The organism is Candidatus Harpocratesius sp. (assembly GCF_054039255.1).
This window is the reverse complement of sequence record NZ_JBPLBG010000052.1, coordinates 62,237-80,187: the sequence shown is the minus strand read 5'-3', so window position 1 is coordinate 80,187 and position 17,951 is coordinate 62,237. Positions and strand designations below refer to the sequence as shown.

14 protein-coding genes and 1 tRNA gene are annotated in these 17,951 nt (G+C 31.9%); 7 read left to right on the top strand and 8 right to left on the bottom strand.

Annotated features, from left to right (window positions below; genetic code table 11):
* Window positions 1-75: 75 nt before the first annotated feature.
* Window positions 76-2,541 carry a carbamoyltransferase HypF gene (gene hypF, locus ACXLDF_RS12710; RefSeq protein WP_457558908.1) on the bottom strand — a complete coding sequence of 822 codons (2,466 nt, stop codon included), beginning with the start codon at window positions 2,539-2,541 and terminating at the stop codon, window positions 76-78.
* A gap of 16 nt (window positions 2,542-2,557) precedes the next feature.
* Window positions 2,558-3,598 (bottom strand): hydrogenase expression/formation protein HypE, encoded by a 1,041-nt coding sequence (gene hypE / locus ACXLDF_RS12705; protein WP_457558907.1) that lies wholly within the window; start codon window positions 3,596-3,598, stop codon window positions 2,558-2,560.
* 120 nt (window positions 3,599-3,718) lie between these two features.
* Here hypE and ACXLDF_RS12700 point away from each other — a divergent pair, with 120 nt between their 5' ends.
* Entirely contained in the window at window positions 3,719-4,336 is a 618-nt protein-coding gene (locus tag ACXLDF_RS12700) for a hydrogenase maturation protease (protein WP_457558906.1), read from the top strand.
* Window positions 4,337-4,412: 76 nt separating this feature from the next.
* On the top strand, window positions 4,413-5,678 hold the full coding sequence (locus ACXLDF_RS12695; RefSeq protein ID WP_457558905.1) for a C45 family autoproteolytic acyltransferase/hydrolase: 1,266 nt from the start codon (window positions 4,413-4,415) through the stop codon (window positions 5,676-5,678).
* Window positions 5,679-5,734: 56 nt separating this feature from the next.
* On the opposite strand, the gene hypD is transcribed toward ACXLDF_RS12695, so the two are convergent.
* The 5 genes from hypD to ACXLDF_RS12670 all read right to left on the bottom strand — a co-directional run bounded on the left by hypD (window position 5,735) and on the right by ACXLDF_RS12670 (window position 10,535).
* Window positions 5,735-6,856 carry a hydrogenase formation protein HypD gene (gene hypD, locus ACXLDF_RS12690; protein ID WP_457558904.1) on the bottom strand — a complete coding sequence of 374 codons (1,122 nt, stop codon included), beginning with the start codon at window positions 6,854-6,856 and terminating at the stop codon, window positions 5,735-5,737.
* Between the two features lie 75 nt (window positions 6,857-6,931).
* Complete coding sequence (locus ACXLDF_RS12685) at window positions 6,932-7,480, bottom strand: GNAT family N-acetyltransferase (RefSeq protein WP_457558903.1); 549 nt, start codon at window positions 7,478-7,480, stop codon at window positions 6,932-6,934.
* A gap of 70 nt (window positions 7,481-7,550) precedes the next feature.
* The gene (locus tag ACXLDF_RS12680) at window positions 7,551-8,867 is read right to left on the bottom strand and encodes an ATP-binding protein (protein ID WP_457558902.1); all 1,317 of its coding nucleotides are present in this window, start codon (window positions 8,865-8,867) and stop codon (window positions 7,551-7,553) included.
* A 248-nt stretch (window positions 8,868-9,115) separates the two neighbouring features.
* Complete coding sequence (locus ACXLDF_RS12675) at window positions 9,116-10,183, bottom strand: cation diffusion facilitator family transporter (protein ID WP_457558901.1); 1,068 nt, start codon at window positions 10,181-10,183, stop codon at window positions 9,116-9,118.
* On the bottom strand, window positions 10,176-10,535 hold the full coding sequence (locus ACXLDF_RS12670) for an ArsR/SmtB family transcription factor (protein ID WP_457558900.1): 360 nt from the start codon (window positions 10,533-10,535) through the stop codon (window positions 10,176-10,178). Before ACXLDF_RS12670 ends, ACXLDF_RS12675 begins: the two co-directional genes overlap by 8 nt.
* A 152-nt stretch (window positions 10,536-10,687) precedes the next feature.
* On the opposite strand from ACXLDF_RS12670, the gene ACXLDF_RS12665 reads away from it, so the two are divergent.
* Together ACXLDF_RS12665 and ACXLDF_RS12660 are read left to right on the top strand one after the other, a co-directional pair.
* On the top strand, window positions 10,688-11,251 hold the full coding sequence (locus ACXLDF_RS12665) for a hypothetical protein (RefSeq protein WP_457558899.1): 564 nt from the start codon (window positions 10,688-10,690) through the stop codon (window positions 11,249-11,251).
* A 278-nt stretch (window positions 11,252-11,529) separates the two neighbouring features.
* The gene (locus ACXLDF_RS12660; protein ID WP_457558898.1) at window positions 11,530-12,750 is read left to right on the top strand and encodes an aldo/keto reductase; all 1,221 of its coding nucleotides are present in this window, start codon (window positions 11,530-11,532) and stop codon (window positions 12,748-12,750) included.
* Between the two features lie 269 nt (window positions 12,751-13,019).
* Here the strand turns inward: ACXLDF_RS12660 and ACXLDF_RS12655 are convergent.
* A tRNA-Pro gene (locus tag ACXLDF_RS12655) sits at window positions 13,020-13,096 on the bottom strand.
* 315 nt (window positions 13,097-13,411) lie between these two features.
* Between ACXLDF_RS12655 and ACXLDF_RS12650 the strand changes: the two genes are divergently transcribed.
* From ACXLDF_RS12650 to ACXLDF_RS12640, 3 genes are all read left to right on the top strand, one after another.
* Window positions 13,412-15,904, top strand: coding sequence for an ATP-dependent DNA helicase (locus tag ACXLDF_RS12650; protein ID WP_457558897.1), 2,493 nt, complete (start codon window positions 13,412-13,414; stop codon window positions 15,902-15,904).
* A gap of 187 nt (window positions 15,905-16,091) precedes the next feature.
* Complete coding sequence (locus tag ACXLDF_RS12645; protein ID WP_457558896.1) at window positions 16,092-16,727, top strand: hypothetical protein; 636 nt, start codon at window positions 16,092-16,094, stop codon at window positions 16,725-16,727.
* Window positions 16,728-17,011: 284 nt separating this feature from the next.
* Entirely contained in the window at window positions 17,012-17,881 is an 870-nt protein-coding gene (locus ACXLDF_RS12640) for an HD domain-containing protein (RefSeq protein ID WP_457558895.1), read from the top strand.
* The last annotated feature ends 70 nt before the right edge of the window (window positions 17,882-17,951 follow it).

The following is a 17,951-nucleotide window of genomic DNA, read 5'->3' as shown; positions in this document are numbered from 1 at the left end:
TATATTTGATTTTATCTGATTTATGTTGATTTATATTGATTCTTTTTTATTAAATTCGATCTAAATTTACTAATTTCATTTTTTTTGGTATTTTGCCGCAGCAATAGCTATTTGACCAACAGAAATTCCTGCATCTCCAGGTGGAACCATCCTATGCATCAAAAATTCCAGACCTGCTTTTAATATTTCTTCATTTAATATTCGGGTAATAATTTCATTATAAGCAACTCCTCCGGTAAATCCTATTTTATTTATACCTTTGGATAAGGCTATTTTGGTTGCCTTTCGAGCAAAAATACGAGCAATCATTTCAACCAGATATCGAGCAATTTTTCTTTTATCTGCTTCATGTAACTTATTTTTTTGACTCCAGACGAACAACATTGTATCGTAAATCATTTCATCTATATTTAATTTATTCCCATCTGTATATTTAGAAAGATCTTGAAGAAAATCGAAATTCTTTGCATGTCCTTCGTTTTTATCCCAAATGAAACCTTCTAAACGCATAGCCGGTTCTCCGCGGTATGTTCTTAAGTGGCAAACATCGAATCCAGCGGCAATAGCGTCAAGGCAGCGACCAAAACTGGAAGTAAGTGGTACTTTTCTGAAATCTTGAGTTTTATTCTTATTTGTTTGGTGAATTTGTTCAATTTGTCGAAATATATATTTTGCTTCCATAGTTCCATGTGAAAGAAAATGTGAGAAAGGAAAACGGGATTCCCATTTATTTAAATTATCAAGTTCTCCCCTTTTAGCAGCTACATTCAAGATAAGCGACATTAACATTCTATCTGGGTATTTCGCGCAGAGATCTCCACCGATCATTGGAATTGGATTTATCCAAGCCATTCGAGAAACAGAAAGATAACCTCCAAGAAGTATTTCTCCCCCCCATGCATTGCCATCTATGCCATATCCAATTCCATCAGCAGCAATTACGACTATTTCTTCATTAAGAGGTAATTTGTGATCAACCATTAATGAAGCCAAATGTGCGTGGTGATGTTGCACTGAAATTATTGAATTACTCAGTTTATTATGGTAAATTTTTGCTAATTTAGTGGATTGAAACAATGGATGAAGGTCATGAACAATGGTGTGGATTTCATCTGGGTTTATCTGTAGTAAATTTTGCATATGTGAGAGAGCTTTATCTAAAAACTCAAAAGTTGCCAAATTATTTACATTACCAATATGTTGAGTGGGAAATATACGGTCTCCCCTTGAAATTGCTCCAGTGCTGTTTAATTCTGCACCAAGTGCTAAAATACTTCCTTTTTTTGTTGGAAAGGGTAATTTAAAGTATTCTGGGACATATCCTCTCGATCTTCTAATTAAAAGATGGTGGTTCATTACAGGCCGGATAACCGAGTCATCACAACGCTGATAAATTTCCCGGTTATGAAGATAAATTTCATCCGCAAGTATTCCTATCTCTTGAATTATTTCTTCATTTGTAATAGCCATTGGATGTGAACTTACATTACCACTTGTGAAAATCAGAGGGATATTTCCTATCTTTTCAAATATATAATAATGAATTCCCATATAAGGAAGAATTACTCCAATATTTGGCAAACCTGGAGCAATATTTTCAGGAAGATGATGTGTCTGTGTATTTAATGATAATTTAGGTAGTAATACGATTGGTCGTCGAAAAGATCTAAGTGCTTGTAAAGATGAAGATGAAACATTAAAATATTTGTGAATTGTTGATTCATTGGGAAACATGACTGCAAACGGTTTAAATTTGCGATCCCGCTTTCGTTCTCTTAGAGAAGCAATAGCATTTTTATCATCTGCACGACAAATTAAATTAACCCCGCCGATTCCTTTTAAAGCAATTATCTTCGAGTTTTTAATATGCTCCACAATTTCATCCATTATTTTTTGTTGCGAGATCTTTACGATTGGAGTATTGGGAAAATAATGATAATAGAATGGACCACATTCAGTACAATTGAAAGTTTGTGCATGAAATCTTCGATTATCTGGATCATTATATATTTTGTTGCAAAAATCACAAAAAGAGAATATATCCACCGTGCTATTTTCTCTATCATAGGGGAGTGCGCGCATAATTGTAAACCTAGGTCCGCATTCTGCACAAGCAATAAAAGGGTATTCATAAAATCTAGTAGATATGGAATTTTTGAATTCTTTTAGACAAGATGTACAAATTGCGATATCTGGAGGTAAAGTCAATCCTTTTCCTGTTCCGGGGTTGCTTGGAATAATTTTTAATTGTGAGTAATCAATATTTGGATGTGGAACTGCTTCCATCAGTTTAATCTGTTCGATAAAAGCAATTGGTGGAATATTTTTCTTAAGGTTTTGGAATAATTCTTCAAATTGAACATTTTTATTCAATCGTTTTAAATGTAATGTAATCCCAAGATTGCCAGTATTCTGAATCGTTCCTGCAATTGGATATTTTGAAAGAAAATTAAAAAGAAAGGGTCGAAATCCAACACCTTGTACTATCCCTGAAATTACAATATCAACAAAATCTGCTTGTGAAAATGCTTTTGTGCTCATAGTATTCTATTCACACTCAACAAATACGGGGTATTAGTTCGCCCATGGGTTTCTCTACAATACGTTTACCCCCTAATGGGGTTTCCATAATTACCATACCTGGTTTCTCTGCTTTAACTTCTCCAATCAATACAGCATCACGTCCTGAAGTTGTTTGCTGTAATTTTGTAAGGACTTCTTCAGCGTATTCTGCTTCTACACAGATGATAGCTTTTCCTTCATTTGCGATTTCTAGTGGTTCTAAGCCAAGAATGTCTGCAATAGATTGAACTTCCCTTTTTATGGGGATTTTATTCTGTTCAATCCAAATACTTACATTCGATTTATATGCCCACTCATTTAATGCTGCTGCTAATCCTCCACGTGTAGGATCTTTCATGGCTTGAATACCTGAAGTTGTTTCAATAATGGGAAGAAGATCAATAAGACAACGTTCATCTGATTCAAGAGGTGTTTCCAATGCAAAATTTTGCCGTTGTGCAATAAGGGCTGCTCCATGGTCCCCAATGCTGCCCGTAAGAATTATTTTTGATCCTGGTTTGCAATTTGCATCAAAAATATGGCGATTTTTAGGTTTTATTCCAATTCCAGTTGTTGCAATAATAATATCTTTTAACGCACCTTTAGGTAATACTTTAGTATCTCCCGCTATAATTGCAACATTTGCCTGTTTTGCAGTCTGATTAAATGATTTGATTATTTTATCCAGTAATCTAAATTTTGTTCCTTCTTCAATGAATATTGTTGATGTTATTGCTAATGGATGGGCTCCCATCATTAATAAATCATTTACTGTGCCAGCCACAGATAAACTTCCCAAATCTCCTCCAGGAAAGAAAAGTGGTTCTACTGTGTGACCATCTGCGGTGATCACAATCTCTTCAGTTGAATTTTTTAAAGGAATAGTCGCACCATCATCATATGAATCAACACCAATTCCATTATCAATTTTCTTAATGAGGATTCTATCAGTAATAAAATGAATAAGGTGGTCTTGCATAATTCCACCACCCCCATGTCCGAGTTGAACAATCTCGTCTATTTTTTGTTTTTCCAAGTTTTTTACACCTTATGTTAATAATAGAGATAAAGTTAACTCATGAAAAAATTTTCTTAATATCTTGTTTTATTATCAGATAACCGCATTTTTATTAATGGCATAACCTTAAAATTAACTATGGATATATCTGAAAAATATTCCCACATTCGCCAAGAATTATCTTCTATATTCGAGAACAAGCCCAAGTTTTTGTTACTAGGAATCGGAGAGAATAGGATGGGAGATGATGGTGCAGGACAGTATATTAGTTTTTATCTTGATGAATATAACAAATATTCCAAGATTGCAATAATAAATGGGGGTATTACTCCAGAAGAACGGTTGGATGAAATTATTCAATTTCAACCCGAATTCATGTTGATTTTGGATGTCATTGATTTACCTGCACCTGCCGGAACTGTAGATTTATTTGAAGAATCACGAATGCAAAACTATTTGCCAATTTCATCCCACAGTATGCCACTTCCTGTGTTTGTAGATAGATGTCGACAATATATTCCAGAGATTCAAATGAAATTATTAGGTATTAAGCCTTATTCTTTAGAATTTTTAGATCATTACTCTTTATTTAAAGAAGATATCTATGATTTGGATGAAAAAGAAGCAAATCCAAATATTCCCTTTTATGATTTTAATTTGACTAAAGAAATGAGGGAAATATGTGATAATCTGGTGAAGATATTTGCTGAACTCTTTCAAAAATATTATGAAATAGATAATTTTGAAAAAAGATAATTCAGAAATTAAAAAATTTTAAAATAAAAAATATAAAATCAAATAAACAAAAAAAAGAGATATGTAAGGTGATTAGATGCGTAAAAAAGCCGAAAAGCCACCTCGGATAAGAAAACGTCATTTTCGTAGAGGATGGCGGCATACTCACGCGCAATTAAATCAACTGCTTATTAAATCTTTTTTATCTTCTAAAGAAAAACACAATTCTGCAGAATGGCACGAGAGCAATAGTCAAAAATATTTGGAAATTAAAGCATCTGATTATTATTCTCTTGGTCTTATTGAAGGAACGGAATTAGGTTCTAAAATTCGCGCTTTAAAAATTATAATAAAGGCAATTGCTGCAAAAACCCGACATTCTGGCTATGATTATAATCGATTCTTAGAAATGGCGCACGAATATGAAAATTCTATTCCAGATGAATATTTGAGGGACAGTGAAAAAATCGGTACTTTTATAGATGAAGTTCAAGGAATGGCTGACGCACTCAAAGGTATTACCTTTGAAGATGTTTTTTTACAGAATTGCTTTATTGATATTGTTTATGGAGAATTGATTCCATTCGGTGCGAAAATTCCTCAAGATTACGAGTTTGGTTGTACATCTATTGGATTTTATCAAAATAAGCAAATAATTGAGCAACCTTCTATTTTCATTGGTCAGAACTTTGATTTCAACCTTACTTTCAAACCAACCCTTTCTTTTGTGTTGCATAAGGTGGCTCATCATCCACGCATTTTTAGTTTAAGGATGGGAGGCATGTTAGCATTGCCAACTGGTTTGAATGAATGGGGACTCCGTACATGTATAAATGTTGTTAAATCTACCGTTTCTGCAGGGTATACTATTCCTTCTGGTGTTTTAGCTCGTCTTATCTTCACATATTGCTTTGATACTGAATCTGCATATAAAATGGCTTATCAACAACCTGCTTCTAATGGATACAACTTAATGATTGGTGATTTTCGGCAATTAGTAGTATGTGAAACACTACCTCAAGAACATAATCGATATGATATAGAATCCTGGTTTGTTACCTCAAATACCTTTATTGATGCAAAATTTCAGCAATATTTGCTGTTACCAAATTATTCAAAGGAACGTCAGCGCGTAGCAGAGCTAATGGCTGAAGAAACTTACCAATCTGGTGTTCATATAAAAAGTATTTTGGAAATTCTTAGTAAAAAACCCATAATTTGTCGAAATTCGCTTAATGTAGCAGAGTCGAGAACACTTGCTTTTATTTCTAATGATTATTTTGGATTGGGAAATCCTGCTGATCATCCATGGGGTTTTATCCCTATAGAAGCAAAAGATTCAAAAAAAAAAGAATTTCATTAAAATAATCTTTAAATTCCTATTAACTTCTTGAGAATTCTCAATATATATTGATCGTGTTATAATTCTTTAAATGTAAATGCAATTTTACATGCGCCTTCATGGGAAACCATGCATGGACCGATCGGGTGTTGTGGAGTACAAGATTTCCCAAATAATGAACATGCTTTTGGTGGTATTTTTCCAATTAATACCTCATTACATGAACATCCAAGTGGCATTTTAGGGTTACTTTCCACTTTAATTCCGAATTTACGCACTGCATCATATTCTTGATATTCTTTGCGTAGTTCATATCCACTTTGTGGTATTTTGCCTATACCTCTCCAAAAACTGTCTTTTACTTGAAAAACTTGAGATAGAAATTGCTGAGCTTTAATATTTCCTTCATATTTTACAACCCGTGTGTATGTATTTTCAACAGTTGCTCGATTTTCTAAAATTTGTTGAAGAATTCCATGGATTGATATGAGCATATCATTCACACCAAATCCACTTATCACCATTGGGGAATGATACATTGATGCATAATGAACAAAGGGTTTTGCCCCAATTATGGCACACACATGACCTGGAAGAATAAATGCATCAATATTTAAATGAGGAATTGACAAGATAACATCCATGGCTGGTGGTACAAGTTTGTAAACACAAATAATACTAAAATTTTTAGGCGGTTTCATTGCAATTTCAAAAGCAATTAGTGGAGCAGTTGTTTCAAATCCAATTGCAAAAAACACTATTTCTTTTGATGGGTTCTGTCTGGCCATCTCTACAGCATCATGAGGGCTATATACTACTTCTACTTGGGCACCTTGAGCTTTAAGTTCAAGAAGTGAATAATTTGATGAAGGAACCCTCATCATATCACCAAAAGTGGTTAAAATAACGTTATCACGCCTACATAACTCAACAGCAATATCAATATCAGATGCAGGGCACACACAAACAGGGCAGCCAGGACCAGAAATAACACGAATGTTAGAAGGAAGTAAACTGCGGACCCCATTTTTTGCAATTGTATATTCATGCGTTCCGCAGATATGCATTATAGTGATAGATCGATTAAGTTTAGCTGCGTCTTCATGAATTTTTTTTAAAATATCTCGACTTAAGCCGATATCGTCAACATCTGAGACATCTTTGGGTTCAACCATATGATTATTAATTACACGCCGCATAAATCTCTTTGGAAAATTCTAAATTTATATGTATTATCAGTAGAGAATTAAAAAAAGGGCTCTCTAAGATAAAGATTATTCTCCAATTTCTAAGCCCATGCTAATGGTTGAATAGAACTTTCCTTTAATATAAAGAACACGTGAAATTCGACCTTCTTCTATAAATCCCATCTTTTTGTAGAGATTAATTGCTGCAGTATTATCTTCACGCACTTCTAAATTGATTTTTTTAACAATATTGCTATTATATGCCCATTTTATCAAATATTTCATTAAAGCTTCGCCAATTCCCAAACGCCAGTATTTTTTCTTAACTGAAATTCCCAAATTTCCTGTATGTTTAGTTCGAGGTCGATTTCCACAATGAATATCTGCCAAAGCCACGATTTCATTATCAATTAATGCCACTACAAAGATATTATTCTGTGTTATATTTATTTTTGAAATGAATTTTCTTTCATCATCGATAGTTTTATCAAATTCTCCTGGTCCAAAGGTTAAGTTGTCGGATTCACCAGCAATTTGATTAATATAATCGAGAATTGCTTTAGCATCATCAGAAATTGCTGGCCTAATAATTAAAGTCTTTCCATTTCGTATTATTACTGATTTTGATTGGTACATGACATTCTATAATTGAAAAGATGAAAAAAACATTTCGTTTTAATTCCTTTTTGCATTTCAAAATAAGAATTTATTCAGAACTATGATATTTATCCTTTAAAAGAAAATACTTAATTGCTGGAATAATTAATATCTCCTTTTTACCATTTTTGTGGCTCTTATCTTGCGCCAATTCTATTGTTCTTTCTTCTTTCCATGATATGATAAATCCTTTATCAAGATTGAATTGTTTCATAAATTTTTCTATTCCCTTGGTGTGAATATTCCCAAATTTTATCTCAAATGGCATAATTTCTTTATTCTTGCTAATTAATATTGCATCAACTTCATTTTGTTGTGAATTTCGCCAGAAAAATTCTGCTTGAAGCAATTTAATTATGATCCATTCAAATACTCTAGATTTTGATAAGATATCTTTACGAGAAACAAGATCAACAGAAGCTATACTGGGATAATAGCGTTTTTTTTTTCTTTCGATTTTTCGTTGATCTTGAGAAAAATTGTAAATTTTTTTAATTAAGAAGGAATTTTCGAGATATGAAAGGTATTGGGAAATTGTTTGTCTTGTTCGTCCAAGATCTGCTGCCAAGTTACTTGGTTCAATTATTTGACCTGGGTTGTAATATATTAACTTTAGTAATGATTCTAAAAGAGAAATATCTCGAATATTGAAAGAGTAAGGTATTTCTTTAAACAGAATTTTCTCTAACAAACTCTCTTCTAAGTATTTTTTTATTATGTCTTTATCTGTAATTCCCACAAGTTCAGGAAATCCTTGTGACAGCATAAATTCTTGCCATAGTGATTGTAAATCATTAAAATATAAAGAAATTGGAGAATAATCATCTACTTTTTTTCCTTTAAAAGCTAAATATTCCCTAAATGATAATTGTTCAATCTTAAATAAAAAAAGTCGCCCTGCTAAAGTTTCTTTTGATGATCTTTTTATAAATAGAGATTCTGAACCTGATAGAATTATTTTTATATTTGGATAGAGATCGTAGAATGTTTTAATTTGATTTTCCCAATTTTTCATTTTCTGAATTTCATCCAGGATTAAGAAAACTTTATCATTTTGACAATCAATCTCTGTTAAATTTTCAAATTCTGAGATAATTATTTCTAAGCTTTTGTTTTGAAATTCATCAAACGAGAAATACAGTATATGCCGAGTCGAAAACCCTTTAGAAATTTCATTTTGGATTATTTTCTTCATTATCATGGTCTTCCCAACACGACGAAGACCGATCAACGCAATTATCTGCTTCATTGGAAGGAATTTTTCAATTTCTTGAAATATTTCTCTGTATTTAAATTCAATATTGAAATTGGATGGATCTTTCCACCAAGGATTTGCTCTTATCATATATTCTGAGATCTCAATCATTTTAATCAAACGGAATATTTATTGGTTTTATAATTCTTATTTTTGTGTTATTTATAGTTAACATAATTTCTAATTTTGTGTTAGATATATTTAACAAAAAACAAATGATTATGTTAATCATAAATAACATAAATTTCATAAATAAATAATTAAGTTTTTTTAAAAATCGTGTTCATTTAAAAGATTTAAAATTCAAAGGTTTTTGGAAAGAAAAATATGAAAAAAAATTTAATTTTTTACTTTCATCTTTAAACTGTAAATTGATTTGTTGGTTCTTCATCTTCACAAGCATTATAACATGAATCTACGAAAATGCATCGATATCCTTCTTGTTCTATCTCAATTGTGCAATGTTGACTGTATGGAGCAAGCTTATTACGAATAGTTTCTCTCAAAGTTGTTATCTCTTCTGGATTACACAATGTTGTAACTGCATGAAGTGTTATTATATGATTTTCTCCATCAAGCGACCAAATATGAAAGTCATGAATATCTGAAACTAAAGGAATGGTCTTAAGCTTTGCAATTATTTCAGCAGATTCTTCGTCGAATGGGTTTTTCATTAAAATTATGCGAAAAATTTCAATTAAATAACCAGCAGCTTGATAAAGAATAAAAGCGGCCAAGATAAATGAAAGGATGGTATCGAGAAGGGGAATATAGATAAACATCATAATTCCACCAGTAATTAAGACTGCAATCCACCCAATCATATCTTCTAAAAGATGAAGTGTCACTATTTTTTCTGAATATCCACTTCGCTTTCGCAGTCGCCACATTGAAAAGAAATTTACTGCCACACCCACAATTGCCATAATGAAAATTCCTGTTGGTAGAACTTCTTCAGGTGCGAATATACGTTTAACTCCTTCTGATATACTGTATACAGAGCCTCCAATTAATGAAATTGCAGTAAATATTGTTCCTAATGTCTGAAAACGCTGGTATCCATAAGTATAACGACGATCGGGCGATCTTTTACTATATTTTGCCAAGCCGTATAACAAGCCCAATGATAAACTATCTCCAAAATCATGAAAAGCATCTGTTATAATGGCAATACTGTTTGTGAACCAACCTCCAACAAATTCAAATATTGTAAAGAAAAGATTTAGGAAAAAGGGTAATCCTAATGAATCAACAGAATCTTGAGTATGTGAATGTCCGTGCGAATGTCCGTGCGAACGTCTGTGTGAATTTCCATGTGAATTTTTGTGTGAATGTTCGTGTGAATGTTCGTGTGAGTGTTCAAGTGAGTGTTCGTGTGAATTTCCATCTATATGTTCATTCGGCTCACTATGCAATTGTCTATTCATTTTTTATCTCAATTCCTTGTAATATGTGAAGATGTTCTTCCAAACATGATAGTGTTTTATCACAACCATCTCCTCCACGGATATGTTGAATCGCATCAGCCAATATGTGCAAAACATGAGTATCAGCCAGTGAATAGTATCGATGTTGTCCATCTTTTTGGAATTTTACCAAATGGTTCTCTTTTAAAATGTTTAATTGATAGGTTATTCCTGGAAGTGTTATTTCACCAATGTTCATTTGAATATCTTTAACAGATCTCTCTCTAACGAAAAGAAGTAGCAAAATTTTGATCCTAGTTTCATCTCCAAGCACCGAAAAGAAAGAGGAAATGGTATGAGGATTAATCTTCATAAGATTAAGTACGGACTTAACTATATATTTTTTATTGTTATTAAAAATAAAAAAAAAGCCTTCGAGCTAAATTAAATGAATCTCAAAACTGAAAAATTATGAATTTTTATATTCATATGGTGCACTAGGAAAATTAAGTTGGTGTAATCAGCGTGGAAAATAAGATTGAAACAGCAGATTTATCATTTGATTCACATTTCAAAAATATAAATTACTACTTAGCTTCGATTGGAGTAATCATCATTGTCGCTTTAATTGTAATATTTATAAAAAATCCTCAACTCCAGATTTGGGCTTTATTAACAGGAGGTGCTGGATTAATCTATATTACATCCCAAGTGTTAAAGTATGGATCTTATGATAGAATTAAATTTGGAAAAGCAGGGATTTTTTTAGAAAAATCTAAATCCGCTATGCCAAAAGATGTAATATTATTAGATGACATCGATAATTTTGAAATATATATTCGAAAATCTATAATAAACGCTAATGAAACAGATGATAGCAGTAAAGCTAATAATACTAATGCAAAACATAAGATACAAGACTATAAATATTGGTTAGAAATTTTAATTGTCAAACGTCTCGGTGAAAGAGTTGTAATTGATATGCGAAAATTTATATCAGGTGCCCTTGAAAATATTATGGAGGCTGCCCAAACAATCGAAAAGTTTGTAAAAGAGAGATATCACCTTGATATTGAAATTTTTGATTAAATTATTAATTTCAGATTTAATAACTAAAAATTGGTGCGAATAAGTTTTTTAATTAATTTTTGATCTAAATAAAAATATTATTATTTTTCTTTAACTGATTTGTACTTATACATTTTTATTTAAAAGAATTATTTTTGATTGTAATTATTTGATCTTATCATATTTTCTTTTTTTCATTGAATTTTTGTCAGAATTTAGCTCCATGTGCTCCACATTTGCTATTCAATGTCTATTTTATTGAAAGCAAAAAATTTTTGAACTGCTTTTTCTACTAAAACATGATTATAATGAAGTATCGAATGTTACAGACGATGAACAAGAAATGTTCAGTGTTGGGATTTGGTTGCATGCGTTTGCCCACAATTGGTGAAGGGGATGAAAAACATATTGACGAAGCAAAATCAATCAAATTAATACGTAAGGGCATAGATCTGGGTATAAATTACATTGATACTGCATGGCCGTATCATAATAAAGAAAGCGAGTATGTAGTAGGAAAGGCACTGCAAGATGGATATAGAAAGAAAGTGGTGTTGGTTACTAAAGCTCCGATTTGGGAGTATAAAGAGCCTGCAGATTTTGAGAAATATTTAAGAAAACAGTTAGAAAAATTGAACACTGATCATATCGACATTTATCTGCTTCATGCCTTAAACAAAATGAGATTTCAACGTGTTTTAGATTTAAATGTGTTGAAAGCAGCTGAAAAAGCTAAAGAAGAAGGTTTGATTAATTATATTGGATTTTCTTTTCACGGAAATTATGATGTATTTTGCGAGATATTAGATGCATATTCTTGGGATGTCTGCCAAATTCAGTTTAATTATATGGATATCAATTCACAAGCTACTGAAAAAGGATTGCTGTATGCTGGAACTAAGAATATACCTGTAATTGTGATGGAACCATTATTAGGTGGAAAATTGGTTAGAGAAACAAAGGAAACTTTAGAAATTATTGCTGGAGCCCCAATTCATAGAACTCTCGCCGAATGGGCATTTCAATTTGTCTGGAATTATCCAGAAGTAAAAGTTGTTCTAAGTGGGATGAACACTGAAGAACAACTCATAGAAAATGTAATTAGTGCGGATAAATCTTGTCCAAATTCTATGAACCCCATTGAATTTGAAGTTATTGAAAACCTGCGTTCTACTTTTCAAGACCTTTTTGCTGTTCCATGCACAAGATGTGAATATTGCATGCCCTGTCCTTCTGGAGTAAATATTCCTATGAATTTGCGGGTATTAAATGAAGCTGCATGGACAGGTTCAGCTGATTCGATGAAAAGTTGGTTTGATTCTTTTGCCCAAACACCAGAAGAATTAGCAGAAAAACCGAATAATGGCGCAGCACAGTTATGTGTAGAATGCATGGTATGTATAGAAAAATGTCCCCAAGGTATTCAGATCCCTGAAGAATTAAAAAAAGTCGTTGCAATTTACAAAGAACATAAAGATCCTTTATCAGTATTTAAATCTGAAAGAAAAAAAAGAAAATGATTACCCAATTCTTAATAAGTTGTCAATTTTTTGTTTTTGATTATTTTTCAATCTTATCTTCAAACCTATTCGCACTAATAGTATTATAGTTAAGGATTTTACTTTATATTTTGATATTACTCTATTTATTGTAGAAATTCGACTATAAAAGAGAAGAAGTAAGAAATAAGTAATGAAAAGCTTTAGAAGTGAATTTAATTAAATTATGAAAAATCAAAAGTCATAAAAAAATTGTTTCAAATAAATGTAGAATAAAGAAAAATAAAGATTGGTGGGAGATGAGTGATTTGAACACCCGGCCTGCTGGTCCCAAACCAGCTATCATACCAAGCTAGACCAATCTCCCATGGATAAAATGATTCAAAAATTTCTGTTAACTTTCAAGATATGAATAAATTGAAATTTTTTTTCATTTATTCCTTAAAAATGATAAAGTGTCATATAATAAAAAAATTACGAAAATGGCTCAGTTTGTTGTATGGTACAATTATATGCTTAAAAGATTTCATCAATTATCTCCAAATTTGAGAAATTTATAAGACTTTCTTCAAAAAGAAGGGCTTTTATTACTATATTAGTATGATTTAGAAAATTATTCATCCAATCTGCTTAAGAACAATATTCCATTTATAACCTTATCAATAATTATAGCTGGCAGAAAATGGGTATACGTACTGATCCACAAAAAAAAGAATTTTATCTTTCAGTGAAAGATCTTGTTTTTATTTCTAAACAACAAGTAGAGCGACCAAGAGTGGCCCTTATTTCCAGGAAATCACGCGCAATTAAGGGACAAGAATTACACAAACAGTTTCAATCTTTGGTCATGAAATTAGATTCAACTCCAGGAATATCTGTTATAAATGAAAAATCTGTAAAATTATCAGTATTTCATAAGGGTTGGCATTTCATTATAACTGGTAGAGCTGATTCTGTCCAGATAATGCAAAAAAAGGTTATTGTGCAAGAAATTAAATCAATTATAAATATCAAGAAATACTCATTAAATTCACCGCTTTTTGTGGGATATTGTCAGCAATTACTTCTCTATGCTCATTATTTTAAGCAAGAGTATCCTTTTCATGAAATTTTGCCCCAATTGGTTATTATGGAGGTAGGAAGTGTTCAAATCAAGATTATTGATGTTCCATTCGAATCTCAAACTAAATATTTAGAAAAACAGTGCGATATTCTTCTCAATATTTGGAAAGAAGGCGAAATGAAGAAGGAACAAATGCGTGGTCGCGAATCTTCAATTGTTTTTCCTTTTTCTACCTATAGACCGCATCAAAAAGAAATGATTGAGCAAATTGATTCTGCACTAAGCGATCGCAAATCCGTTATGTTGGTTGCACCGACTGGTTTGGGAAAGACTGCAGGATCTTTATTTCCTGCCCTACGCCATGCAGTTGCAAATAACTTACGTTTGTTTATTGTAACCTCCAAAACCACGCAGCAGAAAATCTATGCTGATACGTTGCGAATTATGAGTAAACGAAAGGCCGAATTTCATGCCGTTGTGCTAACAGCCAAAGAGAAAATGTGCATCAACGACACCTATTTGTGTGATTCTCATTTCTGTCCTTATATTTCGGATTATTCTGAAGAGAAGGTTGCTGGTGCAGTTGTACATTTATTAAAAAATTCTGTTTTAGAAGCACCATTTATTCGACGAATTGCAAAAAAAGAGCGCCTCTGTCCATTTGAGTTAGCATTGGATCTTTCTTTAGAGTGCGATGTAATTGTGGGTGATTATAATTATGTATTTAATCCCCGTATTCGTCTGCAAAGATATTTTGATGACATTCACAATGATTGTTTGATAATTGTAGATGAAGCGCATAATCTTCCTGATCGAGCTCGGGAGTATTATTCTCCCTCCCTATTGAAGGAAGAAATTGAAGAAATAATTGTTTTTATTCATGAACAGCCAATATCATTCGAGACAAGAAAAACACTTGAAGATCAATTGAAAGATATATTAGGTTATCTTCAAAAAATGCATTCAATGCTTAAACATGAATTATCAGGATTTAATCAGCGTGTGGTTCCTGTAAAGGTTGATAATAAGCGCTTTTCTAGTTGGGTTAAATCATTAGACAAGCTAGTATATCAATATGTGCAAGAATTGTCGAAAGATTCCGATCATTCACTGTTACCTGATAATCCATTTTTAATATTCATTCGTTCATTCACTTTCTTTACTTCTTTATTATCTGAACGTCAGAAGCCCGAATTCCAACTACTATATTATCCAAAAGAGTATCGACTTCAAATTTTTTGCATATCTGCACATCGTAAGTTGGCTCAACAAATACAGGGATTTTATGCAGTGATTATGCAATCTGCCACTTTAACACCATTTGAATATTATCAGAAAATGCTTGGTTTACCAAAAACAACAAAAAAAATTATTTATCCTTCTCCCTTTCCTCCAGAAAATATGCTCATCTTGAATTATACAGGATTGTCAACCCGTTATGAACATCGAAAAAACTCACTACAAAAAATCGCAGAATTAATTATAACCACTGTGAATATTCATCCAGGAAACTATTTGGCATTTTTTCCTAGCTTTTCTTATTTAGATCAAGTTTTTTCTATTTTAGAAAATAGAAATCTTCCAGTAGAAATAATAAAACAAGGAAGGAATATGACTGAACGTGAACGTAAAAAAACGTTAAAATTGCTTCAAAAACGTGCTCAAAATCAATTGATTAAGCTTTCAATACAAAATTTTAAAAAAAGTCAGAAGCATTTAAGAAAAAATAGTAGTAAATTTGGAATCCTACTTTGTGGGGTTCATGGAGGGATTTTCAGTGAAGGAGTCGATTATGAAGGAGATATGGGAATAGGTGTTTTTATCATCGGTCCTGGACTCCCTTCTTATAATTTCGAGCAAGAATTGATAAAAGATTATTTTCAAAAAACTTTACATAAAGGATTTGAATATGCATATCGAAATCCCGGAATGACTCGTGTAATACAGGCTGCAGGACGCATTATTCGTTCTTCACAAGATCGAGGAGTAATAGTGTTGATCGGTGAACGATTTGCTGCTCCATATTATGCCGAGTTGTTTCCAAAAGAGTGGAATATTCATAGAACAAAAGATTATAAAACAATCTCCATGTATTTGAATAATTTTTGGTGAATAAAATCACTGTATTGATGTAAAAATAAAAAGATACGAAAAGAGATGTAAATAAACCTGATGCCTTTGCAATCATGAACCTAATTCAGAATCCATAACTACATTATAGGGAAATTAACAAGAAAAATGTTTTTAGAACTGAAATCTTTTTCAAGAAAGCGGGTAATATAGTGATGAGGTTTATAATATGAAACCAATAAATCGGAAATTGTTACGAGTCTTAATATGGTTGATAATGATTGTTTTTATTATTACCATTGGTTTAGCATGGGTATTTTATCCTGATCAGTATAAATTTTGGCAGTATTTCATCAGTGAATTTGGTGCTCGAGAAACTTTACTAGGACATCCTAATATCACATCAATGTATATTTTTGGATTAGGTATCATGGGATGTGGCATGATTGCATTTATTATGGCGCTGATTTACTTCATTCAGAATGAAAAGTCTATTTTACATATTATCAAAGGATTATCTTTACTTACAATTGCAGTAGGTACATTAGGGATAATGAATCCATACGATTTAGTTCAGAATCACTTTATCCATCCACTTGGTGCTACGCTTTTTGTTGTTGGATTGGATTTGTATACTTTCTTTTGTCAATTCATGCGATTTAAGAATCGAAAAATTACACTTGATACAGGAGAATCGAAACCAATCACATTTGATAAGTATTTTGTCTTTTTAATTTTAGCTGCTTCGATCACTTTTTTGGTGTTGGCACTTCTTGGTGTAGAGTCATGGTTACCACCAATGCAAAAAGTTATCTTGATCCTTTCCATGATTGGAATTATGATTTTAGATTTGGATGATTTTTAAAAAACACACATGTTGTTCTCTTTTTTTAATTCTATTTCCCTATTGGGATTCTATTTCCTTATATGGATTTTAATTCTTTTTAGAATTCTATATTATTAAATTTTTCATCAGTCGAAATTTGATTGTCATTTTTCTTAATCGCGCTTTTTGATGTTGATAACGCATTTTTTTGTAATTACTACTTTTTATTGCTAATTACTTTTTTTTCTAATTGCTGCTTTTTGCAGATATTTACATTTATTCTTAAGGTTAACTTTTTGGTGAATGGTTCCTTAATTATTTTAATGGATAAGATTAGTATAGACGAATTGCACCCACAGAATAAAAGTATTGAAACATCTGATATCCTTTCGATTCATATCATTCAAGAATGGTTTGATGGATATTATCAACAATTTTTTCATGACAACCCTCTAAATGGGGATGATCTTGATGCTATTCAACTTAAATATGCCCATTCTTATCGCGTGATGAAAGAAATGGAAATAATTGCGACATCTTTAGCCAAATCAAATCGAACTAATTCTAATGATCTTGAGCAGGCAAAGATAATTGGATTATTGCATGATGTGGCGCGTTTTTCTCAATACATCAAATACCATACTATGAATGATTCCCTTTCTGAAGATCACGGAGATTTAGGTGCAAACATCATTGAATTTGAGTCTCCTGTGAAAAATTATCCAGAATCAATTCAAAGAGAAATATGCATTGCTGTGAAATATCACAACAAAATTTCTATTCCCTCAGATTTGCATGATAGAGAACTATTTTTTACAAAAATGATTCGAGATGCAGATAAATTGGATGTTTTTCACTTAGCATGTCCAATTTATCGTGATTATCCCCAAGAATTGGGTGAGAGACTGAAATTACATTTACCTTCAACAGGTCAACCATCTTCTTCTGTTGTCTCATCATTCTTACAGCAAATTCCTATTCCATTTTCGGCGATACGGTCGATGACGGATTTTAAAATCCTGCAATTAGCTTGGGTGTTTGATTTTAATTTTGCTGTTTCATTAAAAATGTGCCAAGAAAGAAAGTATTTGGAGATGATTTATGCAACTTTACCAGAATTTTCAGAAAAAAAGGCAATATGGGAACAGATTCAAGAATATATTGCCAATTTTCAAGAAAACTCTCGTCGCTAATCCATATTTTCAAAAGAATATTTTTTTAAGAGTTTTAAAGTTTCATGGATTTCATAGATAAGTGAATAAG